Origin of the sequence: Klebsiella sp. MBT K-1 (assembly GCF_002556465.1) — a bacterium.
Classification (GTDB): domain Bacteria; phylum Pseudomonadota; class Gammaproteobacteria; order Enterobacterales; family Enterobacteriaceae; genus Klebsiella; species Klebsiella grimontii.
Window position 1 is genome coordinate 18235 of the sequence record NZ_PDEL01000009.1, and the last position, 23272, is coordinate 41506.

Below are 23272 nucleotides of genomic sequence, written 5' to 3' on the forward strand. Positions count from 1 at the left end.
TTTTTTACGCCTGACGAAAGGGCTACTTCACCCGCATACGATACTCAATCATGCCGCTTTTTTCCGCGACCCAGTTATATAGACGCTGGCCCCGAAGGTTGGTCTCATGCGTATGCCAGTACAGGCTGGCCGAATGGCGTTTCCGCGCCTGCCGTTGAACGTACTCAATCAGTTGTTTACCGATATGCTGACCCCGGACGTCCGGATCAACGAATAAATCTTCCAGATAGCAATAGTCGCTTTCGGCCCAGGTGGAGCGGTGGAAGAGATAATGAACGAATCCTACTATCTTTCCCTCACGTTTTGCCACGGCGCAAAACATCGGTTCGACCGGATTTAAAAACCGACTCCAGGTCAGGCGCGTCACCTCCTCCGGAATGTCGACGTGATAAAACGTCTGGTAGCTTTTCCACAGCGGCAGCCACTGGGCAAAGTCGCTATCAGCTGCGGGGAGGAGGGTGATTTGCCCGTGATTAACGTCGCTATTTTGGCTATTCATGGCGGTTCCTTACTTTTATAAACCGGGATGGTCTTTACCTGCCGCTATGGTAGGCGCTCTTCTGGTTCCTAAAAAGTGACACTTTATGTATATTTATAGGGTCCACTTTTAGCTTAACGATCGCCATTGCCTCTATGCCAAAACCTATTGCACCGCTGTTTCAGGAACTGTTGCTCCCGCGCGGCGTTATCAAAGATCAGGTGTATCACGCCCTGCGTAACGCGATTCTGGATGGGCGCTTAACGGCGGGTTCAAAAATTCCCTCCAGCCGGGCGTTGGCAGAGATGATGGCGATCTCCAGGAATTCGGTTATCTCTGGTTTTGACCGCCTGATGGATGAGGGGTATCTGGTGACGCGTAAGGGCGCGGGCACCTTTGTCTGCGAACATATTCCGGATAGCGTCATTAGCGAGTATGAATCGTCGCCACAGCCGGAAACGGCAATAGCCGCCGCAGGGCCGCTTAATCCTGACGTTGCCGCATTGCTGCCATCATGGTCCGAGAGGGAAGAGAGCGGTGAAATGCGTCAGGTTTTTGCCGTCGGTATCGGCTGTACCGATCTCTTCCCGCATGCGTTATGGGGGCGGCTGCTGGGGCGCGTCTGGCGGCAATCGCGCCGCGAGCTGGGGGCGCACGCCACGGCTTATGGATATCTACCTTTACGACAGGCGATTAGCCACTATATTCAGGCGACGCGCGGCGTAAATTGCCATGAAGATCGGGTTATTATTGTCAATGGTATTCAACAGGCGCTGGCCATTACCGCTCAGGTTTTACTGGAAAAGGGCGATGAAGTCTGGCTCGACGATCCCGGCTATAATGGCGCGCGCGGCGCATTCGCCGCCCGGGGAGCGGTGGTCCGGCCCGTTCGCGTTGACGGTGAAGGCATGGATATTCAGGATGGAATACGTCATTACCCGCAAGCTAAGCTGGTCTATACCGCGCCGTCGCATCAGTTCCCGCTCAGTGGAACGCTTAGCCTGCCAAGAAGGCTTGCTTTGCTGGAATGGGCGCAAGCCAATCGGGCCTGGATATTTGAAGATGATTACAACAGCGAATTCCGCTATGCCGCCCGCTCTTTACAGGCGTTGCAAGGGTTGGATAAACATCAGCGGGTCATCTATTCCGGTACCTTTTCTAAGATGATGTACCCCGAGTTTCGTCTGGGTTTTTTAGTGGTCCCTGAGCATTTGCGCGAACAGTTCGCCATGACGAAATATTACACCGATCTCTGTAGCGGATATCTGGAACAGGCCGTTCTGGCGCGTTTTATCCGCGAGGGACACTATGCCAGCCATGTTCGTCGTATCCGTAAAGCCTGTTTTGAGCGAAAAAGCGCGCTGGAGGCGTCGATTGAGCGCTATTTTGCCGGGCGCATGCGGGTGCATCCAACGGATTCGGGAGTGCATATCGTCTGCTGGTTAGCGGATGGTCTAAAGGCAAAAGAGGTCGTCGCTAAGGCGCGCCAGATCGGTTTAGGCGTGCAGAGTTTTGAGCGATATTGCCAGCGGCCGATGTCGCGCGAGGGGGTTTTATTCGGTTTTGCCAACCATCCGCCAGAGGTGCTGCTCGACGGCGTTCGCCGCCTGGCCGGAGTGCTGTAGCGCAGTGATATCGGCGGTCTTTTCCTCGGGATGAATAACGTTGAGTGCCGGGTTAGCATACTTATCTTGATTTAAAACTCGCCCCGTTCAGATAATTGATCTGATGTCGGGGGCGAGTTTTAAAAAAATGACACCGCGCGGGGATTTAACATATACCCACCGCTTTGGTAATAAAATAATCCCTCGGTTCGCGATATGCGACTTCCCTGTTTAATGCGGAGCGGTTAATAAATTAGATATCATCCATGGTATAGCTGACGACGATTTCCAGAGTTTTGCGGATGACGTCCGCGGTTACCACGTCGCGGGTGGTCTCGAGAGCGGTAATTAACCACAGAATAATCGCCTTGTTGCTGAGATGTCCTTCAGACTCAAGAATACTGCTGATAGCCAGCGACATGACCGCGGATTCATCGATCAGCCTGTCGCCTGCGTTGCGGAAATATTCAGAGAGTGCGTTATCGTTCAGGCCTGCGTAAATATCCGGTTGCTGATGCATAGTCTGTCTCATCATATTCTCTACTGTGTTAGTTAAAAGATTGACCGCGAAGGGTCAGTGGATTTTATTTGTACCAGGCCGCGGGGGAGAACCTAATAAAGCATTTAGTTCAGCCCAATTATTTTTAGCGCCTGAAGTACCCAGAGTTATTTTCTTACTACGGCGAGCTACCCTGTTACTGATTTCATCGATAATACGCCCCAGGGCGTTCCGCCGCTTTGAATCCATTTCTCCCGCCTGCATAGCCTGGAGTTTACCGATCAGCGCCTGTTGACTTATAGGCCCCTTACTTTTAAGTAGGGATAAGACCGCTTCTCCAATCAGTAAATCTGTTAATGGATCAAAATCATCGCTATTCATAACTGTATCTCTGATCATCGTCATCTCCATGACTGGGAATTTAGTCGCAAGCCGGTAATCCGTGTCAGATTCTGGCCCATCCCTTATATTTCCTCATTCAGTAACGACTTAAATCACCAGATAGCCGGCGGAACTTTTATTGCTGGTTCTCAAACAGGAGGCCGATCAGCGTTTGATAATGCATTTCTTCTTCAGACCCAGAAGCGACTTCAAGGCGACCCAGCAGTTTTGTACACAGAGATTTGCGATTGAGGTTCCGTCCTTCATTAAGGATATCCATAACAATCTGCCCTAATGTTTCCTGCTGCGAAGGCAGTGACGCTTTATTGAAGTAGTGGGCAATAGCGTTAGCCGTGTCAGGAATGTAACCGTTCTGCTGCATATGTGCTCCTGTCAGTTCAATCATCAGTAAACTTGCGATTAAAGTTATACAATGATCGTCAACTTGTACATAAAAAATGAAAAAAATATGTTAAGTTTTTTAATATTTTTTATAACTTATTGATTTTAAATGCATTTTAATCTTTGTTGTCGTAAGGGTATCGTCAGCATAAGATGTACGGCTTGTACAGGTGTACAGGCAGGCAAGAATCGCAGTGAAATGAGTTGGTTAATGTAAATTATTTGTTAATAAGACCGGTTGTTTTACAGGACTTATTGCGGTGGAACTGCTACTGTAATATCTCATTAGTTTTTATCTCTTCTGTCGGAAATTTCATGCTCACTACCATCATTTATCGCAGCCATATCTGCGACAACGTGTCAATTAAATCGCTTGACAGCATGGTTGCTGAAGCAAATGTAAAAAATGGCCAGGAAGAGGTGTCGGGTATTTTGCTTTTTAACGGCACCCATTTTTTTCAATTATTAGAAGGGCCTGAAGAGAAGGTCGAGGGAATTTATCGCCGTATCTGCACAGACCCGCGGCACCATAATCTTGTTGAACTACTCAGGGATCATGGTCCGACGCGGCGCTTTGGCAAAATAGGTATGGAACTCTTTGATTTACGAGAGTATGACCGCGATGAAGTGCTGCAGGTTGTGCTGGATAAAGGGACCACGAAATATCAACTCACCTATGACGACAGAGCGCTCCATTTTTTCCGTACCTTCGTGGAAGCAACGGAAAAGGAGAACTATTACGAGATTCCAGCGGCCGAAAGTTGGGATTTTGTGACGGAAGGGGAAGCCTCGTATCCTGATACGCCGCTGGCGCGGGCCGAATGCAGTTTCGCGTTCCAGCCGGTTATCGACCCGTTTGCGAAAGAGATCGTCTCCGTGGAAGCGCTGCTGCGTACCCCTTCCGGCGAATCGCCGGCGGTCTATTTTGATGGGCTGTCGCGAGAGGAAATGTACTCGACGGACCTCCTCAGCAAGCGTATTGCCTTTGCTATGGCGGGACGTCTGCGCCTGCGTGGACGCACTCTGTCGATTAACCTGCTACCGATGACGTTGGTTAATATTCCCGGGGCTGTCGAATTTCTGCTGGCGGAAATTGAATCCAATGGTTTGATTCCAGAACAAATTATCGTGGAATTCACCGAGAGTGAAGCCATTTCCCGCGTTGATGAATTCACCGATTCCGTACGAAAGCTCAAGTCCGCGGGAATTCGCGTGGCGATCGATCACTTTGGCGCCGGATTTGCCGGGCTTTTGCTGCTGGCCCAGTTTCAGCCGGACCGCATTAAGATTAATCGCCAATTGGTCAAAGATATCCATAAGCACGGCCCAAAACAGGCCATCGTGCAGGCCATTATTAAATGCTGTAATTCGCTGGAAATCGCCATTTCAGCGGTGGGCGTTGAGCAGCCGGAGGAGTGGATGTGGCTGGAGTCTGCGGGCATTATCCATTTCCAGGGTAATTTATTTGCCAGACCGTGTCTGGGGGGAATTCCCGCGGTAGCATGGCCTGAGAAAAAAACAGCGTGGGAGCTTCTTTAAATTTTTTCTGCGGTGGAGTGCATGTTTACGTAAAAAAACGTAGTGAACGGTAAAATAATTATTCTTTTTTGACCTGTACATTGGCGTCCGACCTGTTTATTTTAACTGTACAAGAAAAGTTAATTGTACAACCTGGCTAAATTAGTTAATTTAGTCGGGAAAGTATTTTCAGGTTAGAGGGCGCTAATGGCATATTACAGCATCGGTGAAGTTGCCGAACGTTGCGGAATCAACCCCGTGACTTTGCGTGCATGGCAGCGGAGATATGGTTTGCTCAAGCCGCAGAGAAGCGAGGGAGGGCACCGCCAGTTTGACGAGGAGGACGTTCAGCGCATTGAGGAAATCAAACGCTGGATCGATCGGGGGGTTTCGGTTGGCAAGGTAAAGGCGCTACTGGAAGGCCAGCAGCCTGAATCGCACGACGCAGCCGTTCTGCTCCAGGAAGAGATGATGTCTCTTCTGCGACTTGTACAGCCCGCGAAATTACGTACCCGCATCATGTCTCTCAGCCATGAATATCCCGTAGATAAACTTATTGACCGGCTTTTTGTCCCGGTGCGCAGCAAGCTCAATCTCGATCAGAACACCTCCCTGGCCATCATCAGTATGCTGGACGGTATCCTGATTGATTGCGTGGCGCTTATTCTTGCGGAGTCGCGCAAAAAGGTGGGTAAAGAGACCCTGCTGGTTGGCTGGGGAAACGAAGATCGTACCCGGTTGTGGCTGGAAGCGTGGCGTTTATCGCAGCGCGCCTGGCACGTCAACGTGCTGGCAGAGCCGCTTGACTCTCCCCGCCCGGAATTATTCCCCGGACAGCATATTTTTGTCTGGACTGGCCGCGCGCTGACCCCTTTGCAGGCAGAATTACTGAGCCACTGGCAAAGCCAGGGCTACACTATCGAGTTTCACGGAGAGTAAGCGAGAGAGGGGGTTAGCAGCGGAACATTTTTAGAGATGTTATTCCGCCGCTTGTCTTCCCGATGCGTGACCAGGTTGGCCGTTCGGTAAACTGTCAGAAATTGCGCTGGGTCCAGGCTTTAAATGTTTCGCTGCGGCTAATATTAAAAAAATCTGTCCGGCCCGAGCAGCCAAGTTTTTTAATTAAGGTCAGGCGAATTTGATAAATTGTTTTAATATGTAAATTCAGCGACTTCCCTATATTTACCATCGCTTCGCCATCGTTCATCAGACGAATCACTTCTTTTTCACGACTGGTAAAAATAATATTTTCTGATTCCCTGTCAGGCTTCTTACCGAACAAGGTAGGGCGGAGAATAAAAGATTTTATCTCAGCCGGCGTGGCGCGCGCAGGAATTCTGTACATCGGCATTTCGCTCAGAAAGTTTAAATCATTGCCATCGGTGAGCAGGACAAAACGAACTCTTTTGCGATCATAATGATGATTGAGCACCGCATAATAGTTATCGCTGGTGAAAAAGACATATTTTCCATGAAAACAGCCTGGTGATAACGAATCCAGTACCAGGTGTAATCCTTGACGAAGAAGGTTATTGTTAATCCAAAGATCGTAATGATTAAAAAAGTGACCTTGCTTGTCGTTGTTCATTTGTCCTCCGAGGCAGAAATGTTAATGCTGGCTTAATTTAACAAATCACATATCACGCTTAGTGATGACTTTTGGCGCGTAGCATATGCAGCGTTTGGATATATAAGTCGGCGAGAATTTCATTTTTCTCGATATTCAGGCGACGCTGCACCTCAACGATTAAACGATCGTGGCTGACGGCTTCACTCTGCGTCTGGGCCTGCACCATATGTTCGATATTTTTCAGCAAAGCCGAGTTTGCAATAAACTCTGCGGGAATGGTGTTTTTAGTCTGCATGGTATATCTCGAGTCATATTAGGCAATAAATCACCAAACAAAGATGTGGATAGCCATCATCTTTGCGATACGGTTCTTCACCATCTCAAAGGAAATGGTGCGCATTTTTTTAAATCATAAGAATGCTGTAATGCAGGATTTAAAACTTACGTAATAACTATAGTCACGATTTTCAGGATGTACAATTTTTACCAATTAATTTTGTACATTTAGTTTGTTTTTTTAACACCTCATAATAACAAATTGTTTTTATTAGTTATTTTTTGTAAAGATAATGTGAAAAAGTTGTACATAGCGGCGTTCTGCGGCGGACGGGCGGTCGTGTCGATGATGGCGCGCGGGTGAGGGCGGTGGAGAAGGGAGAGGGTAAAGCAGAAAGACAAAGGGGGAAGGGCTCCCCCTTTCGGTTTGAGCGTTACTGCTTCGGCTCTGAGACGACAACGCTTCCCACGCCGCGGTTGTTGTATTCCCACATGCGGTTGAAGTTTGCGTCGTTCAGGTTACGCTGCGGGTTGCCTTTGGCATCCGCGGTACCGGTGTTGCCGCTAAACGGACGGTTTGAAGCGACGGCATCAGCCCACGGTTTGGCAACATTAAAGCCTTCATTAATGACGCTATCGCGAATCACGACCTGGCCGTTGGTGTTGCCGTCCACGTCCAGAGAACGGCCCAGCTGCGCGACGTTATCGCCGGAAGTGGTAAAGCGGCTGTTCACCGCGAGGAAGCCGTAGGTCACGCTCTTCAGGGTCGCCGGAGCAAAGACATAACCCTCTTTCTGGGTGCGTGAGTTGACCACGCGGAAGTCGGTGTTATCGAACACCACCGCCCCACGGCCGGAAACGATGTCGACGTCGCCTTCTATATAGCTGTTGCTGACCAGCGTACGGGTCTGACGGTTATCCTGCAGGCGGTTTTGTACGCCGCTGTTGGTCACGAAAAAGGTGTTCTGGCGGCCAAGGATGTTCACGTTGTTAATCTGCACCCGATCGCCATCGCTACGCAGCGCCACGGCCTGATGGGTGCCCGCGTCTACGCTGTCGCCGAGGTTGTTGGCGATAGTCAGGTTCTGCAGCTGGAGATCGTTGTTCTGCGACCAGAAAACCGCTGAGCACATCACACCAATGGTGGCGGTACGTTTGTTCTGGCAGCTGTCGTACATATACCAGGCCGGTTTACCCGGCATATATTTACCGCCCGGATTGACCTGGTGACGCCAGGAGACCGGATCCATTTCTGAATCAATTGCGGCGCTGATTTTTACGTCAATCGGCTTCTCGCCGGTGCCGTACAGGGTCAGCGCGCCGGGTGCCGCCGGCACGTAGACGGTGCCGGCATATTCGCCCGGCATAATGGCGATAAACTGGCGACGATTAGAATGGCGGGTAATCGCTGCATCCACCGCGGCCTGAATGGTGGTGTGGGTTACCCCCTGGGTACCCGCAGGCCCAACGACAAAATCCGGCTGCGCCGGGAGGCTGATGGCGGACGGCGTCCACGCAGCGGCGTTCGGATCGAGAGACTGGAAATAGCTCGCCGGTAAAAAGTTCTTCGCCTCATCGGCGGTTAAAACAGGACGAGAGGCCGTGCCCGGCGCAGTCTGCGTTGAGGGCTGTTGATCGGCAGGCGTCGAACTACAGGCGGACAACGTCACGCCAAAGGCCAGCGCCAGCGCCAGGCGGGAAACGGAATATGTGTTCATATTGCTCCGGGCAAGAATAAATTAAGGGGATAAGTCCTTTAAAGCCTGCTGTTTTATACCAACTTAAGCGAAACGGGAAGATGTAGCGCAAAAAAGTTGTTTCCTTTACATAGCGAGCGGCTGGAATGGATCGCTTTTGATCACAAATAAATAACATTCGCCGCTGTCGGGTTGACATTTCGCGCGGGATCAAAATAAATGTCTATACAACCCATGACAAGTTGACGGCTATGACACACACCCTTTCCGAACGCGTAATCTGGCGAAACGCCCGCCTTGCCACACTCGATCCCCGTTCCTCTCAGCCTTACGGCCTGCTGGATCATCATGCGCTGCTGGTACGCAACGGACGTATCGAAGCGATTGTGCCAGAAGGCGAGGCGCCCGCAGGGCAGAGTATTGATCTCGGCGGCAGACTGCTTACGCCGGGGCTGATTGATTGCCATACGCACCTGGTCTTCGGCGGCAGCCGGGCGCAGGAGTGGGAGCAGCGCCTCAACGGCGTCTCCTACCAGACCATTAGCGCCAACGGCGGCGGCATTAACGCGACCGTGCGCGCCACCCGCGATAGCAGCGAAGCCGAACTGCTGGCGCTGGCCCGGCAGCGGCTGGCTCGTCTGCTGCGCGAAGGCGTCACTACGCTCGAGATTAAATCCGGCTACGGGCTGGATCTCGCAAACGAGCGCAAAATGCTGCGGGTCGTACAGCAGCTTGCCGCGACGCATGCCGTCGAGGTTTCGCCAACGCTGCTCTCCGCTCACGCCACGCCGCCGGAATATAAAGGCGACCCGGACGGCTATATCAATCTGGTGTGTGAAACCATTCTACCCACGCTGTGGGAAGAGGGGCTATTTGAAAGCGTCGATGCCTTCTGCGAAAACGTTGGCTTTAGCCCGACGCAAACGGAACGGATTTACAGCACGGCCCAGGCATTGGGTATTCCGGTAAAAGGACACGTCGAGCAGCTCTCTTCGCTGGGCGGCGCCGAATTAGTGAGCCGCTATCACGGTCTTTCCGCCGACCATATCGAATACCTGACGCCGGAAGGCGTGGCGGCGATGAGCCGCAGCGGCACCGTGGCGGTGCTCCTGCCCGGCGCGTTCTATTTCCTTAACGAAACCCGCAGGCCGCCGGTTGAACTGCTGCGTGAATATCAGGTCCCGATGGCGGTGGCGACGGACTACAATCCCGGCACCAGCCCCTTTGCCAGCCTGCATCTGGCGATGAATATGGCCTGCGTGAAATTTGGCTTAACGCCGGAGGAGGCGTGGGCAGGCGTGACGCGTCATGCGGCGCAGGCGCTGGGCCGCCAGGCGAGCCACGGCCAGCTGGCGCCGGGCTTTGTTGCCGATTTCGCTATCTGGGATGCGGAGCATCCGGTGGAGATGGTTTATGAGCCCGGGCGCAGTCCGCTCTGGCAGCGCGTCGTTCGTGGAGAAATCGTATGAAGCTATGGCAACCTACCCCCGCCGCGCTTTGGCAGGGACGCGACGACAGCGCGGAGGCGGCCAACGCGCTGCGCCTGTTTCAGACTATCGTCCGGGCCGAGCGTTTTGAGCCGGAGATGCTGGCTGGCGACATTGCCCTGCTGGGATTTGCCTGTGATGAAGGGGTTCGGCGCAATAAAGGGCGCACCGGCGCTGAAAGGGGGCCGGAAACCCTGCGCCGGGCGCTGGCCAATATGGCCAGCCATGACGGACATGACCGCTGCGTGGATATGGGGACTATCCATGTGGCGGACGACGCGCTGGAGGCAGCGCAGCAGGCGCTGCGCGAAGCGGTAACCGCCTGCCAACGCGCGGGCAAGCGTACGCTGGTCCTCGGCGGCGGTCATGAGACGGCCTTCGGCCACGGCGCCGGGGTTCTGGACGCGTTTCCCGGGGAGGAGGTCGGCATTATTAATCTTGACGCGCATCTGGATTTACGTATCGCCGACCGGGCCAGCTCCGGTACGCCATTCCGTCAGCTGGCGCTGGCCTGCGAAGCGCAGCGGCGCGCTTTTCATTACGCCTGCATCGGCGTGAGCCGCGCCGCCAATACCCAGGCGCTGCTGGACGAGGCCGCCCGCCGCGGGGTGACGATTATCGAAGATCTCGATGTGCTTAACGCTTTCGAAGCGCGAGCGATCCCGGAACTCGCGCGTAATATCGCCCGCTACGATCGCCTGTATCTGACTATCGATCTCGACGTGCTGCCCGCGCGCGAAATGCCCGCCGTCTCCGCGCCTGCCGCGCTCGGCATCCCGTTGGCCACGCTGCTGCGCATCGTCGAGCCGCTGTGCCGCAGCGGTAAGCTCCAGGCGGTGGATCTGGTGGAGTTTAACCCGCAGTACGATATTGATAGCCAGGGAGCCCGCGCGGCAGCGCGTCTGGCGTGGCAAATCGCCCATTGGTGGCAGTAGCGATTCAGTATATTCTGGACGTTTCGCGCCCATTCGCACAAGGAAGCCCGGCCATGTTCTCATCGCAACCTCGTTCCGCGCCTGCGCCTTTCTATGAAAAGGTGAAACAGGCTATCAGCGAAAAGATCCACAGCGGCGTCTGGCGTCCGCACGATCGCATTCCTTCGGAGGCGGAACTGGTGGCGCAGTTTGGCTTTAGCCGGATGACCATCAATCGGGCGCTGCGCGAACTGACTGATGAAGGCCTGCTGGTGCGATTACAGGGGGTAGGGACGTTTGTCGCAGAGCCGAAAGGGCAGTCGGCGCTGTTTGAAGTGCGCAGCATCGCCGAAGAAATTGCCTCTCGTCATCATCAGCACCGCTGTGAAGTATTGCTGCTGGAGGAAACGCAGGCCGACCTGATTCAGGCCGCGGCGCTGAACGTGGCCGCCGGTACGCGGATTTTCCATTCGCTAATGGTGCATTTTGAAAACGACGTCCCGGTACAGATTGAGGACCGCTGCGTCAACGCCGCCGTGGTGCCGGACTATCTGCGTCAGGACTATACCGCCACCACGCCCCACGACTACCTGTCGCTCATCGCCCCGCTGACCGAAGGGGAGCATATTGTCGAGGCGGTGCAGGCAACGGCTGAGGAGTGCGCGCTGTTGCACATTCACGCGCACGACCCCTGTCTGCTGATCCGCCGCCGCACCTGGTCCACTACCCATATCGTCTCCCACGCGCGTCTGCTTTTCCCCGGCAGCCGCTACCGTCTGCAGGGCCATTTTGCTTCCTGATCTTACTGCGCGTCGGCAAAACGTGATTGCTGACGCAATATAACAAAAATGTATCATTTGTGTTAAATCCTGGCTTGCGCATGCTTGTATAGACAAGTATATGTATCTACGTACACAACGTTAATTGTCAGGAGAAACCCCCGATGTCGCAAAGCAAATACCGCCAGCAGGACGTCCGTGCACCGCGTGGCACGACACTAAATGCGAAGAGCTGGCTGACCGAAGCTCCGCTGCGTATGCTCATGAATAACCTCGATCCGGATGTCGCCGAAAACCCGCATGAGCTGGTGGTGTACGGCGGTATCGGGCGCGCGGCGCGCAACTGGGAATGCTACGACGCCATCGTGAAGGCGCTGAAAAACCTGGAGAGCGACGAAACCCTGCTGGTGCAGTCCGGTAAGCCGGTGGGCGTATTCAAAACCCATGAAAATTCGCCGCGGGTGCTGATCGCCAACTCCAACCTGGTGCCGCACTGGGCAACCTGGGAACACTTTAACGAACTGGATGCTAAAGGGCTGGCGATGTACGGTCAGATGACCGCCGGCAGCTGGATCTATATCGGCAGCCAGGGCATCGTGCAGGGCACCTATGAAACCTTCGTTGAAGCCGGGCGCCAGCACTACCAGGGCAGCCTGAAGGGGCGCTGGGTATTAACAGCAGGTCTGGGCGGCATGGGCGGCGCGCAGCCGCTGGCCGCGACCTTAGCGGGCGCCTGCTCGCTGAATATTGAATGCCAGCAGAGCCGTATCGATTTCCGCCTGCGTACCCGCTACGTTGACGAACAGGCGACGTCGCTGGATGACGCCCTGGCGCGCATCAAAAAATACACCGCCGAAGGCCGGGCGATCTCTATCGCCCTGTGCGGCAACGCGGCCGACATCGTGCCGGAAATGGTCAAGCGCGGCGTGCGCCCGGATATGGTGACCGATCAGACCAGCGCCCACGACCCGCTGCACGGCTATTTGCCGAAAGGCTGGAGCTGGGAAGAGTACCAGGCTAAAGCCGAGTCGGACCCGCAGGGCACTATCCTGGCGGCGAAGCGCTCAATGGCTGACCACGTTCAGGCGATGCTGGCTTTCCACGACATGGGCGTGCCGACGTTTGACTACGGGAATAACATTCGCCAGATGGCCCAGGAGATGGGCGTTGACAACGCGTTTGCTTTCCCCGGTTTTGTACCCGCCTATATCCGCCCGCTGTTCTGCCGCGGCATCGGCCCGTTCCGCTGGGTGGCCCTGTCCGGCGACCCGCAGGACATCTATAAAACCGACGCTAAAGTGAAAGAGATCGTTAAAGACGATAAGCACCTGCACCACTGGCTGGATATGGCGCGCGAGCGTATCAGCTTCCAGGGACTACCGGCGCGTATCTGCTGGGTAGGCCTCGAGTGGCGGCAGAAGCTGGGGCTGGCGTTTAACGAAATGGTGCGCAGCGGCGAACTCTCCGCGCCTATTGTCATTGGCCGCGACCACCTTGACTCCGGCTCCGTCGCCAGCCCGAACCGCGAAACGGAAGCGATGCGCGATGGTTCCGACGCCGTTTCCGACTGGCCGCTGCTCAACGCTTTGCTTAACACCGCCAGCGGCGCGACCTGGGTGTCGCTGCACCATGGCGGCGGGGTAGGGATGGGCTTTTCGCAGCACTCCGGCATGGTTATCGTCTGCGACGGTACCGATGAAGCGGCGGCGCGTATCGCCCGGGTGCTGCACAACGATCCGGCGACCGGCGTGATGCGCCATGCCGATGCGGGTTACGATATCGCGATTGAGTGCGCGACAGAACAAGGTTTGAATCTTCCGATGGTGGCAGCAACGCAGGGGCACGCTAAATGAACGCTTTAACACTGATTCCGGGTCAACTCAGCCTGTCGCAGCTGCGCGACGTCTACAGCCAGCCGCTAAAGCTCGCCCTCGACGAAAGCGCGTTCGCGGCGATTGATGACAGCGTCGCCTGCGTTAACGCCATTCTGGCGGAAGGCCGCACCGCCTACGGCATCAACACCGGTTTTGGCCTGCTGGCGCAAACCCGCATCTCTACCGAAGACCTGGAAAACCTGCAGCGCTCGCTGGTGCTGTCGCACGCGGCGGGAGTGGGCGAACCGCTGGATGACGACCTCGCGCGTCTGATTATGGTGCTGAAAATTAACAGCCTGTCGCGCGGCTTTTCCGGGATTCGCCTGAGCGTGATCCAGGCGCTGATTGGCCTGGTCAACGCGGGCGTGACGCCGTGGATCCCGGCGAAGGGATCGGTCGGCGCGTCCGGCGATCTCGCGCCGCTGGCGCATATGTCCTTAACCCTGCTTGGCGAAGGGAAAGCGCGGGTGCGCGGCGGGGAGTGGCTGCCGGCGACGGAAGCGCTGCGTCAGGCGGGGCTTGAGCCGATTACTCTGGCGGCGAAAGAGGGGTTGGCGCTGCTCAACGGCACCCAGGCCTCGACGGCGTTTGCCCTGCGCGGCCTGTTCGAAGCCGAAGATCTGTTCTCTTCCGCGGTGGTCTGCGGGGCGTTAACCACCGAGGCGGCGCTCGGGTCGCGCCGGCCGTTTGACCCGCGTATTCATGAAGCGCGCGGCCAGCGCGGGCAGATTGACGCCGCGGCGCTCTATCGCCATCTGCTGACCGACGACAGCGCTATTTCCCAGTCGCACCATAACTGCACCAAGGTGCAGGACCCGTATTCTCTGCGCTGTCAGCCGCAGGTGATGGGGGCCTGCCTGACCCAGCTTCGCCAGGCGGCGGAGGTGCTGCTGGTGGAAGCCAACGCGGTATCCGACAACCCGCTGGTATTTGCCAGCGAGAATGACGTGATTTCCGGCGGTAACTTCCACGCTGAACCGGTGGCGATGGCGGCGGATAATATCGCGCTGGCGATTGCCGAGATCGGCTCGCTCTCCGAGCGCCGCATCGCCCTGATGATGGACAGCCATATGTCGCAGCTGCCGCCTTTCCTCGTGAAAAACGGCGGCGTCAACTCCGGCTTTATGATTGCCCAGGTGACGGCGGCGGCGCTGGCCAGCGAGAACAAAGCGCTGTCGCATCCGCACAGCGTGGACAGTCTGCCGACCTCCGCCAACCAGGAGGACCACGTTTCCATGGCGCCAGCCGCCGGGCGTCGCCTGTGGGCGATGGCGGAAAATACCCGCGGCGTGCTGGCCGTTGAGTGGCTGGCTTCCGTACAGGGGCTGGATATGCGCGAAGGCCTGACCAGTAGCCCGCTGCTGGAAGAGGCGCGGCACCTGCTGCGCGAACGGGTCACCCATTACACCGAGGATCGTTTCTTCGCCCCGGATATCGAAAACGCCATTGCGCTTCTGGCGGCGCGTCATCTGACGCGGCTGCTGCCCGCCGTGCTCTAAACCATCGCTGTTCTCTGTACCCGCGCCGGGAAGATCGCTTCTTCCCGGCCGCCCTACACGCATATTTGTCGTCGTATAAAAACTATCAGGACACTTGCATATGCAACAACAAAACAAGCCACACCTGCTGCGCGGGCTGAACGCCCGGCACATTCGTTTTATCGCGCTCGGCTCCGCCATCGGTACCGGGCTATTTTACGGCTCGGCATCGGCGATCAAAGCCGCGGGTCCGGCGGTACTGCTGGCCTATCTGATCGGCGGCGCGGCGGTGTTTATCGTGATGCGCGCGCTGGGGGAAATGGCGGTGCGTAACCCCGTTTCCGGCTCCTTCAGCAGCTACGCGCGCCAGTATCTTGGCCCGCTGGCGGGGTTTATCACCGGCTGGACCTACACTTTTGAAATGGTGATCGTCGCCCTCGCGGACGTTACCGCTTTCGGCATCTATATGGGGCTGTGGTATCCCGATGTTCCGCGCTGGATCTGGGTGCTGAGCATTATCTTTTTTATCGGCGCCATGAACCTGTGCAGCGTGCGCGTTTTTGGCGAGATGGAGTTCTGGCTGTCGTTGATTAAAGTGGTGGCGATTATCGCCATGATTGTGGCGGGCGGCAGTATTATTTTCTTCGGGTTCGGTAACGCTTTCCCGGCAACCGGGCTGGAGAACCTATGGAGCCATGGCGGCTTTGCCCCTAACGGCTGGGAGGGGATTATTGCCTCGCTCGGTATCGTGATGTTCGCCTTTGGCGGCGTCGAGATTATCGGCGTCACCGCGGCGGAAGCGAAGAATCCGCAGAAGGTGATCCCGCAGGCGATCAACACTATCCCGCTGCGTATCGTGCTGTTCTATGTCTGCACCCTGGCCATTCTGATGGCGATATTCCCGTGGAACAGCTTCGGCGAGCGGGGCAGTCCGTTCGTGCTGATTTTTGATGGTCTGGGTATTCCAGCGGCGGCCACCATCCTGAATATCATCGTCATCAGCGCCAGTATTTCGGCGATCAACAGCGATATTTTCGGCGCGGGGCGCATGATGTACGGTATGGCGAAAGAGGGGCTGGCGCCGAAGAGCTTCCAGCGTATCGCCAGCAACGGCGTGCCGTGGATGACGGTGGTGGTGATGGGCGTGGCGCTGCTGGCGGCGGTGGTGTTGAACTACCTGATGCCGGAGCAGGTGTTTGTGCTGATTGCCTCACTGGCGGCCTTCGCGACGGTATGGGTCTGGGTGATGATCCTGCTGGCTCACTTTGCGATGCGTCGCGGCCTGTCCGCTGAAGAGCGCGGCAATATCGCGTTCCCGGTGCCGTTGTGGCCGGTTGCCCCGCTGCTGACGCTGCTGTTTATGGGGCTGGTCATCGCGGTGCTGGGAATGGTGGAGGAGACGCGGATTGCGCTGATCGCCGGTCTGGTATGGCTTGGACTGCTGACGGCGGTGTGGTTTGCGCGGGTGCGCAAAAACGCCGTGCTGGCGGTGACGGAGTCGTGATTGTTTTGGTTTACCCGGGTTGCGGCTGACGCCTTACCCGGGCTACCCAATCGCACTCACCTGTAGCCTGGATAAGGCGTTTACGCCGCCATCCGGGGATTAGCTAAACAGGGCGGTAATCGATGCGCTGCCGAGGCTGTGGAAATGGACGTTAAAGCCGACCATCGCGCCGCTTGCGCCCTCATCGACGGCAATCTTTTCGACGTCCAGCGCGTGGACAGTAAAGATATAGCGATGGGACTCGCCCTTTGGCGGCGCCGCGCCGCCGTATCCGGCCTGGCCAAAATCGGTGCGGGTCTGAATCGCTTCTTCGGGCAGTTCCGCCTGTCCGGAGCCCGCCCCCTGCGGTAGCACGCGGGTATCGGCCGGCAGGTTGGCCACCACCCAGTGCCACCAGCCGGAGCCGGTCGGCGCATCGGGATCGAAACAGGTCACCACAAAGCTTTTGGTTCCGGCCGGGACATCGTCCCACGCCAGATGCGGCGAAATATTATCGCCATCGTAGCCCATGCCGTTGAAGACATGACGATTGGGCAGCTTCTCGCCATCCTGCAAATCATGACTGATTAATTTCATCGTCTTTCCTCGCATTAATTCACTGATTAGCAAAGAAGTGTAGCGCGTGAGCCGCGCCTTTACCGTCTCTTATTCGCTAAAAAATGTTTCATCCTGAACAGCGATGTTAACCGCCCGCGTCAGGCGGCTCAGCTGCTCCGGCGTAATGATGTACGGCGGCATCAGGTAGATCAGGCGACCGAACGGGCGGATCCACACGCCTTGCTCGACGAAAAAGCGCTGCAGGGCGGCCATGTTGACCGATCGATGCGTCTCGACCACGCCAATCGCTCCCAGTACCCGCACGTCGGTAACCTGCTCTGATTCGCGCGCCGGCGCCAGCTCGGCGTTGAGCTGCGCTTCAATGGCCGCCACCTGCTGCTGCCATTCGCCGCTTTCCAGCAGGCGCAGGCTCTCGGTCGCCACCGCGCAGGCCAGCGGGTTACCCATAAAGGTCGGGCCGTGCATAAAGCAGCCGGCTTGACCGTCGCTGATGGTTTCCGCCACCTGACGGGTGGTGAGGGTGGCGGAGAGCGTCATGGTGCCGCCGGTCAGCGCTTTGCCGAGGCACAGAATATCCGCCGCGATACCCGCGTGCTCGCAGGCGAACAGCTTACCCGTCCGGCCAAAGCCGGTGGCAATCTCATCGGCAATCAGCAGAATGCCTTCGCGATCGCACATCTTGCGGATCCGCCTGAGCCACTCGGGATGGTACATCCGCATGCCGCCCGCGCCCTGGACAATCGGCTCGAGGATCACCGCGGCGATTTCATGACGATGGGCGGCCATCAGTCGGGCGAACGGCACGATATCCCGCTCATCCCACTCGCCGTCAAAGCGGCTTTGCGGCGCCGGGGCGAAGAGATTATCGGGTAAATAACCCTGCCACAGGCTGTGCATTGAGTTCGCCGGATCGCAGACCGACATCGCGCCGAAGGTATCGCCATGATAGCCGTTGCGGAAGGTGAGAAAGCGCCGGCGCGGGTCGCCCTTCGCCTGCCAGTACTGAAGCGCCATTTTCATCGCCACTTCAACGGCGACGGAACCGGAATCGGCGAGGAATACGCACTCAAGGCTTTCCGGCGTCATCGCCACCAGCTGGCGGCACAGGGCGATCGCGGGAGGGTGAACGATCCCGCCGAACATCACGTGCGACATCTGCTCAATCTGCGCTTTCATCGCCGCGTTCAGCCGCGGGTGGTTGTAGCCGTGAATGGCCGCCCACCAGGACGACATGCCGTCAACCAGCTGCCCGCCGTCGGCGAGGGTCAGCTCACAGCCGTGGGCGGCCACCACCGGATAGACCGGCAGCGGCGAAGTCATTGAAGTGTAAGGGTGCCAGATGTGGCGCCGATCGAAAGCGAGATCGTCCATTGTCATAATCAACTTGTAAACCATTTTGAAAACATTTAGGTTTACGAGTATAAACCGAACCGACAATTAACAAAACCCTTTGGAGAGGCTAATGGCTCACCACCCACGCTGGACAATGTCGCAAGTCACTGAGTTATTTAATAAACCATTTTTGGACCTGCTGTTTGAAGCGCAGCAGATCCATCGTCAGCACTTTGACCCGCGCCAGGTTCAGGTCAGCACGCTGCTGTCGATTAAAACCGGTGCCTGCCCGGAAGACTGCAAATACTGCCCGCAAAGCGCACGCTATAAAACCGGCCTTGAATCCGAACGCCTGATGGAAGTTGAACAGGTGCTGGAGTCGGCGCGACAGGCGAAACAAGCCGGTTCAACCCGCTTCTGCATGGGGGCGGCGTGGAAGAACCCTAACGACCGCGATATGCCGTATCTTGAGCAGATGGTGAAAGGGGTGAAAGCGCTGGGGCTGGAAGCCTGCATGACCCTCGGTACGCTCGACGATAGCCAGGCGCAGCGCCTGGCCGGCGCCGGTCTGGATTATTACAACCACAACCTTGATACCTCGCCGGAATTCTACGGCAATATCATCACCACCCGTACCTACCAGGAGCGCCTGGACACCCTCGACAAGGTGCGCGATGCCGGGATTAAAGTGTGCTCCGGCGGGATTGTCGGGCTTGGCGAAACGGTTAAAGACCGCGCCGGGCTGCTGCTGCAGCTGGCCAATCTGCCGACGCCGCCGGAAAGCGTGCCGATCAACATGCTGGTGAAGGTTAAAGGCACGCCGCTGGCGGACAACGACGACGTGGACGCCTTTGATTTTATCCGCACTATCGCCATTGCGCGCATCATGATGCCGACCTCGCACGTGCGTCTCTCCGCCGGGCGCGAACAGATGAACGAACAGACCCAGGCGATGTGCTTTATGGCCGGAGCGAACTCGATTTTCTACGGCTGCAAGCTGCTGACCACGCCAAACCCGGAAGAGGACAAAGACCTGCAGTTGTTCCGCAAGCTGGGGATTAACCCGCAGCAGACCGCGGTGCTGGAAGGCGATAACGCCCAGCAGCAGCGCCTGGAGCAGGCGCTGATGAATCCGGATACCGAGGAATATTACAACGCGGCGGCGCTATGAGCTGGCAGCACCGCATCGAGCTGGCGCTGGAGGAGCGGCGGGCGGCGGATGCCTTGCGCAGTCGCCTGCCGGTGACGCTGGGCGCAGGACGCTGGCTCAGCCGCGAAGGACGGCGCTGGCTCAATTTTTCCAGCAACGATTATCTTGGCCTCAGCCAGCATCCGGCTATTGTCAAAGCCTGGCAGCAGGGCGCGGAGCGCTACGGCGTCGGCAGCGGCGGCTCCGGCCACGTCAGCGGCTATAGCGAGGCGCACCGCGCGCTGGAGGAGCAGCTGGCCGACTGGCTGGGCTATCCGCGCGCGCTGCTGTTTATTTCCGGCTTTGCTGCGAACCAGGCGGTGATTGCCGCGCTGGCGGGCAAAGAGGATCGGATTGTCGCCGACCGTCTCAGCCACGCGTCGCTGCTGGAAGCCGCCAGCCTGAGTCCGGCGCAGCTGCGGCGCTTTCAGCACAATGACTGCCGCCATCTTGACGAGTTGCTGGCGAAACCGCTTACCGGCCAGCAGCTGGTGGTGACCGAAGGCATTTTTAGCATGGACGGCGATAGCGCGCCGCTGGCGGAGGTGTGCCAGGCGGCGCGGGCCGCGGGCGCGCTTCTGCTGGTTGACGACGCGCACGGTATCGGCGCGCTCGGCGAAGAGGGGCGCGGCAGTTGCCATACGCAGCAGGTACGCCCGGATCTGCTTATCGTCACCTTCGGGAAAGCGTTTGGCGTCAGCGGCGCGGCGGTGCTGTGCAGCGAGGCGCTGGCGGATTATCTGCTGCAGTTTGCCCGCCATCTGATTTACAGCACCGCCATGCCCCCGGCGCAGGCGGTGGCGCTGAGCGCCGCGCTGGAGGTTATTCGCGGCGACGAGGGTCAGGCGCGGCGGGAAACGCTGGCCGGCCATATCGCCGACTTTCGCCGGGGAATGACCCGCTATCCCGGCGAACTCACCGATTCTGGCAGCGCGATTCAGCCGCTGATTGTCGGCGACAACGCCCGCGCGCTGCGGCTGGCCGCCCGCCTGCGCGAGGAAGGCTGCTGGGCGACGGCAATCCGCCCGCCGACGGTCCCCGTCGGCAGCGCGCGGCTGCGCCTGACGCTGACGGCGGCCCATAAATCCGCCGATATCGCCCGCCTGCTGGAGGTGCTGCATGACGGCGGTGAATAAGCGCGCCATCGCGGCGGCGTTTGGCCGCGCGGCGGGGCATTACACCCAGCACGACGAATTACAGCGTCTAAGCGCCTCTCTGCTGCTGGAACAGCTCGATATCAAGACCTTTCCTGAAGTGCTGGACGCGGGCTGCGGCCCCGGTAGCGTAAGCCGTTTCTGGCGCGATGCAGGGAGCCGGGTGACGGCGCTGGATCTTTCCGTCGACATGCTGGCGGAAGCCCGCCGCGGAAACTGCGCGCACCGCTACGTCGAGGGCGACATCGAAGCGCTCCCGCTGGCGGACGGCAGCGTTGACCTGGCGTGGAGCAACCTTGCGGTTCAGTGGTGCGACAATCTCGCTACCGCCATTGATGAGCTGTCCCGGGTGGTACGCCCCGGCGGGCGCGTCGCGTTTAGTACGCTGCTGTCTGGTTCATTGCCGGAGCTCAATCAGGCCTGGCGAGCCATCGATGCGCGGCCGCACGCCAACCGTTTTCTCAGCGAGCAGGCGGTGCGTCAGGCGCTGGCCGGTCGCCGCGCCAGCGGCCACGTCCACGCCATCACGCTGCCGTTTGCCGACGCGCTCAGCGCGATGCGCTCGCTTAAAGGCATTGGCGCGACCCATTTACACCATGGGCGCGGCGCAACTACGCTCAGCCGCGGCAAGCTGCGGCAGCTTCAGCTCGCCTGGCCGCAGCAGCAGGGCCAGTGTCCGCTGACGTATCATCTTTTCACAGGAGTTATCGAACGTGATTAAACGTTTTTTCGTTACCGGTACCGACACCGAAGTGGGTAAAACCGTCGCCAGCTGCGCTCTGTTGCAGGCGGCCAACCGCGAAGGATTTAAGAGCGCGGGCTACAAACCGGTGGCTTCCGGCAGCGAATATACGCCGCAGGGGTTGCGCAACGAGGATGCGCTGGCTTTACAGCGCAATAGCCGGGTGGCGCTACGCTACGAGCAGGTCAACCCGTTTACCTTTGCTGAGCCGACGTCACCGCATATTATCAGCGCTGAAGAAGGGAGGCCGATCGACGCCGCCGCGATCTCTACAGGCCTGCGCGGTCTGGAAGCGCTGTCTGACTGGCTGCTGGTGGAAGGGGCGGGGGGCTGGTTTACGCCGCTTTCGCAGACGCTGACCTTTGCCGATTGGGTACGGGAAGAGCGGCTGCCGGTGATTTTAGTGGTTGGCGTTAAGTTGGGGTGCATCAACCATGCGATGCTTACCGCTCAGGCGGTGCTTCAGGCCGGGCTGCCGCTGGCGGGTTGGATAGCCAATGATATCCAGCCGCCGGGCAGGCGCCACTCTGAGTATCTGGCGACGCTGAAGCGCGTACTGCCCGCGCCGTTGCTCGGCGAGATCCCGTGGCTGGCGAATGCGGTTCAGCGTGAGGATCTGGGGCAGTATCTCGACCTCAGCGCGCTGGATCGGGCGTCATCCACTTCGCCAGCAGCGGAGTATCCAGCTGGTTAACGTCGCCCTGAGCGACGCTGCGTCCGCAGTGCAGTAGACAGAAACGATCCGCCACCCGGCGAATAAACGGCAGATGCTGTTCGGCGATCAGCACCGTCAGGCCAATATCGCGGTTCAGGCGCATCAGTAAATCCCCGAGCTTGTGCAGGAAACGCTGGCCGCCGCCGCGCGAAGGCTCGTCGAGGATCAGCAGGCGCGGGCGGGTTATCAGCGCTCTCGCCAGCGCCAGCTGGTACTGGTCGTCGGCGGTCAGGGTAATCCCTTTACTTTGCCGCAGAGCGTACAGCTCGGGAAACAGATCGTAAATCTCTCCGGCGACCGCTGACGCCGGTTCGCCGCCCGCCGCGAGGGCGATATGCAGATTTTCCTCGACGCTCAGCTGCGAAAAGATCCGTTTATCCTGCGGGACGTAGCCAATGCCGATGGCGCTGCGCGACTGCGCGGAGAGCGGCATCAGGTCATAGGGCGCCGATCCGCCGTCCTGCCAGGTCATACTGCCGCTGGCCACCGGCAGATGGCCGGTAATGCAGTTGACGAGCGTGGTTTTACCCATCCCCTGAAGCCCCATTACGCAGGTGCATTTACCGGGCCTGAGCTCGAGGTCGACATTCCACAGCGTGTGCTGGCTTCCGTAATAGTGATTCACGGCACGTAGACTCAACATAGACGTTTTCTCCTTTCCTGGGATAGCAGGCGACAAGAAGATTCTGCAAATCTCTTGCCAGGAAAAAGAACTCTCGGTATTTGCTGGTCTATACAGGTGCTGCCGGGCGAAAGCGGATCGACCTTGCACTTTCCCGGTGCCCGCGCGCTGAAATGTGGTGCAAAAAATCTCGCTGTTCTTCGTCGATAAACAGCAAAAAAAATTCAATTAATTTTTTTCGCGACGGTTTTTGCCGAGGCGATCGGTTTTGTGCGGGTGGCACGGGTCATGGGCTGCAGACAGTTATCCACTATTCCTGTGGATAACCTTGTGCATTAGAGTTAGAAAACTTGCGGTAAGCTAGAGAGTACGCGGCCTGCGGGCGAATTGGCGCGAAACCCGTCTTTTATTAAATTATATTTAATATCAATTGATTAGATAAAAGCAATGCCTGTAAGAAAAGTGTCACCGGCTGCCATAAAACATTCATCCTCTCGCT

The 23272-nt window shown here is 57.5% G+C and carries 22 protein-coding genes and 1 pseudogene; 13 read left to right on the top strand and 10 right to left on the bottom strand.

All coding sequences use genetic code 11. The annotated features are described in order from the left end of the window. Positions 1-22: 22 nt before the first annotated feature. Entirely contained in the window at positions 23-499 is a 477-nt protein-coding gene (locus tag CMQ96_RS14745; protein WP_004134978.1) for a GNAT family N-acetyltransferase, read from the bottom strand. Between the two features lie 134 nt (positions 500-633). Here CMQ96_RS14745 and CMQ96_RS14750 point away from each other — a divergent pair, with 134 nt between their 5' ends. Continuing rightward, entirely contained in the window at positions 634-2103 is a 1470-nt protein-coding gene (locus tag CMQ96_RS14750; protein ID WP_082237414.1) for a PLP-dependent aminotransferase family protein, read from the top strand. A 232-nt stretch (positions 2104-2335) separates the two neighbouring features. On the opposite strand, the gene CMQ96_RS14755 is transcribed toward CMQ96_RS14750, so the two are convergent. The 3 genes from CMQ96_RS14755 to ycgZ all read right to left on the bottom strand — a co-directional run bounded on the left by CMQ96_RS14755 (position 2336) and on the right by ycgZ (position 3344). Further along, positions 2336-2602 (bottom strand): biofilm development regulator YmgB/AriR family protein, encoded by a 267-nt coding sequence (locus tag CMQ96_RS14755; protein ID WP_004134971.1) that lies wholly within the window; start codon positions 2600-2602, stop codon positions 2336-2338. A 54-nt stretch (positions 2603-2656) separates the two neighbouring features. Further along, positions 2657-2980 carry a hypothetical protein gene (locus CMQ96_RS14760; RefSeq protein ID WP_029669930.1) on the bottom strand — a complete coding sequence of 108 codons (324 nt, stop codon included), beginning with the start codon at positions 2978-2980 and terminating at the stop codon, positions 2657-2659. 118 nt (positions 2981-3098) lie between these two features. Next, positions 3099-3344, bottom strand: a complete 246-nt coding sequence (gene ycgZ, locus CMQ96_RS14765) for a regulatory protein YcgZ (RefSeq protein WP_004134967.1) — start codon at positions 3342-3344, stop codon at positions 3099-3101. 335 nt (positions 3345-3679) lie between these two features. Here ycgZ and CMQ96_RS14770 point away from each other — a divergent pair, with 335 nt between their 5' ends. After that, a complete protein-coding gene (locus tag CMQ96_RS14770; RefSeq protein WP_024360154.1) occupies positions 3680-4903 on the top strand; it encodes a diguanylate phosphodiesterase in 1224 nt (407 codons plus the stop codon). 186 nt (positions 4904-5089) lie between these two features. After that, positions 5090-5821, top strand: coding sequence for a MerR family transcriptional regulator (locus tag CMQ96_RS14775; protein WP_004134962.1), 732 nt, complete (start codon positions 5090-5092; stop codon positions 5819-5821). Between the two features lie 94 nt (positions 5822-5915). Here the strand turns inward: CMQ96_RS14775 and CMQ96_RS14780 are convergent, their stop codons facing one another. From CMQ96_RS14780 to CMQ96_RS14790, 3 genes are all read right to left on the bottom strand, one after another. Beyond that, complete coding sequence (locus tag CMQ96_RS14780; RefSeq protein WP_098066980.1) at positions 5916-6470, bottom strand: LuxR C-terminal-related transcriptional regulator; 555 nt, start codon at positions 6468-6470, stop codon at positions 5916-5918. Positions 6471-6528: 58 nt separating this feature from the next. Further along, positions 6529-6747 (bottom strand): hypothetical protein, encoded by a 219-nt coding sequence (locus CMQ96_RS14785; RefSeq protein WP_004134960.1) that lies wholly within the window; start codon positions 6745-6747, stop codon positions 6529-6531. A gap of 415 nt (positions 6748-7162) precedes the next feature. Continuing rightward, positions 7163-8446 (bottom strand): putative acyl-CoA thioester hydrolase, encoded by a 1284-nt coding sequence (locus CMQ96_RS14790; protein ID WP_098066981.1) that lies wholly within the window; start codon positions 8444-8446, stop codon positions 7163-7165. A gap of 150 nt (positions 8447-8596) precedes the next feature. On the opposite strand from CMQ96_RS14790, the pseudogene hutI reads away from it, so the two are divergent. The 6 genes and pseudogenes from hutI (at position 8597) to CMQ96_RS14820 (ending at position 16461) form a co-directional block, all read left to right on the top strand. After that, positions 8597-9894, top strand: a pseudogene (gene hutI / locus CMQ96_RS14795) (imidazolonepropionase). Continuing rightward, positions 9891-10847 carry a formimidoylglutamase gene (gene hutG, locus CMQ96_RS14800; RefSeq protein WP_049086684.1) on the top strand — a complete coding sequence of 319 codons (957 nt, stop codon included), beginning with the start codon at positions 9891-9893 and terminating at the stop codon, positions 10845-10847. Before hutI ends, hutG begins: the two are co-directional and overlap by 4 nt. A gap of 53 nt (positions 10848-10900) precedes the next feature. Then, positions 10901-11626: a histidine utilization repressor gene (locus tag CMQ96_RS14805; protein ID WP_004134948.1), complete on the top strand. Its 726-nt coding sequence runs from the start codon at positions 10901-10903 to the stop codon at positions 11624-11626. A 143-nt stretch (positions 11627-11769) separates the two neighbouring features. After that, on the top strand, positions 11770-13458 hold the full coding sequence (gene hutU, locus CMQ96_RS28900) for a urocanate hydratase (RefSeq protein WP_024360150.1): 1689 nt from the start codon (positions 11770-11772) through the stop codon (positions 13456-13458). Further along, positions 13455-14978 (top strand): histidine ammonia-lyase, encoded by a 1524-nt coding sequence (gene hutH / locus CMQ96_RS14815; protein ID WP_024360149.1) that lies wholly within the window; start codon positions 13455-13457, stop codon positions 14976-14978. Before hutU ends, hutH begins: the two co-directional genes overlap by 4 nt. Before the next feature lie 100 nt (positions 14979-15078). Then, positions 15079-16461, top strand: coding sequence for an amino acid permease (locus CMQ96_RS14820; RefSeq protein ID WP_024360148.1), 1383 nt, complete (start codon positions 15079-15081; stop codon positions 16459-16461). 99 nt (positions 16462-16560) lie between these two features. Here the strand turns inward: CMQ96_RS14820 and CMQ96_RS14825 are convergent, their stop codons facing one another. Further along, positions 16561-17037 (bottom strand): kinase inhibitor, encoded by a 477-nt coding sequence (locus CMQ96_RS14825; RefSeq protein WP_024360147.1) that lies wholly within the window; start codon positions 17035-17037, stop codon positions 16561-16563. A gap of 69 nt (positions 17038-17106) precedes the next feature. Continuing rightward, positions 17107-18396: an adenosylmethionine--8-amino-7-oxononanoate transaminase gene (gene bioA, locus CMQ96_RS14830; protein WP_098067010.1), complete on the bottom strand. Its 1290-nt coding sequence runs from the start codon at positions 18394-18396 to the stop codon at positions 17107-17109. A gap of 85 nt (positions 18397-18481) precedes the next feature. Between bioA and bioB the strand changes: the two genes are divergently transcribed. Genes bioB through bioD form a run of 4 tightly spaced genes read left to right on the top strand, consistent with a single transcriptional unit; the run spans position 18482 to position 22130 of the window. Continuing rightward, positions 18482-19522 (top strand): biotin synthase BioB, encoded by a 1041-nt coding sequence (bioB, locus tag CMQ96_RS14835; RefSeq protein WP_049090097.1) that lies wholly within the window; start codon positions 18482-18484, stop codon positions 19520-19522. Continuing rightward, complete coding sequence (gene bioF, locus CMQ96_RS14840) at positions 19519-20676, top strand: 8-amino-7-oxononanoate synthase (RefSeq protein WP_064371852.1); 1158 nt, start codon at positions 19519-19521, stop codon at positions 20674-20676. The genes bioB and bioF overlap by 4 nt, the downstream gene beginning before the upstream one ends. Further along, on the top strand, positions 20660-21415 hold the full coding sequence (gene bioC / locus CMQ96_RS14845; protein WP_098066982.1) for a malonyl-ACP O-methyltransferase BioC: 756 nt from the start codon (positions 20660-20662) through the stop codon (positions 21413-21415). Before bioF ends, bioC begins: the two co-directional genes overlap by 17 nt. After that, the gene (gene bioD, locus CMQ96_RS14850; protein ID WP_004135266.1) at positions 21408-22130 is read left to right on the top strand and encodes a dethiobiotin synthase; all 723 of its coding nucleotides are present in this window, start codon (positions 21408-21410) and stop codon (positions 22128-22130) included. The genes bioC and bioD overlap by 8 nt, the downstream gene beginning before the upstream one ends. Here bioD and CMQ96_RS14855 read toward each other — a convergent pair. Next, the gene (locus tag CMQ96_RS14855) at positions 22072-22794 is read right to left on the bottom strand and encodes an ABC transporter ATP-binding protein (RefSeq protein WP_004135264.1); all 723 of its coding nucleotides are present in this window, start codon (positions 22792-22794) and stop codon (positions 22072-22074) included. The two genes, bioD and CMQ96_RS14855, sit on opposite strands and share 59 nt — an antisense overlap. Positions 22795-23272: the final 478 nt, after the last annotated feature.